This is a genomic window from Roseateles sp. P5_B10 (assembly GCF_056400485.1).
Genome location: NZ_JBFULE010001758.1, coordinates 1 through 524, shown reverse-complemented (window position 1 = coordinate 524; position 524 = coordinate 1). Strand labels below are relative to the sequence as shown.

The following is a 524-nucleotide window of genomic DNA, read 5'->3' as shown; positions in this document are numbered from 1 at the left end:
GCCATAGCCTGGTGCGCATCGCCTGCGATGACGCACCGGTTGCGACCTGCGGCCTTCGCCGCATAGAGCGCCTTGTCGGCAGCTTCGACCAGTCCCGTCCACTCCATCGTCACCAGCGGCTTCACGCTGGCGACGCCGACACTGACCGTGAGCATCGCCGGATCCGCCGGCACCTGTTCAACGCGGCGCCGAATGGTTTCGGCAACCTCATAGGCATCCTGCACGGTCGCACCGGGCAACAGCACGGCGAACTCTTCCCCGCCATAGCGTGCGGCACAGTCGCCGGCGCGCTTCGCCGCTCCAGCGATGCAATTCGCGATCGCGATCAGGGCGGTGTCTCCGGATTGATGACCGAAGCTGTCGTTGAAAACCTTGAAATGGTCGGCGTCGATCAACAGCAGTGCCATCGGCCGTGAATGCCTGATGGCACGACGCCATTCCAGCTCCATCGCCGCATCGAATTTGCGGCGATTGCGTAGGCCAGTCAGCCCATCCGTCGTCGCCAGTTCTTCGAGCTTGTGCTC

General features: G+C 63.7%; 1 protein-coding gene. It reads right to left on the bottom strand.

All coding sequences use genetic code 11. The features are described from left to right. On the bottom strand, nt 1–524 hold a 524-nt coding region (locus AC1DU6_RS35750), incomplete at both ends, for a GGDEF domain-containing protein (RefSeq protein WP_477863376.1).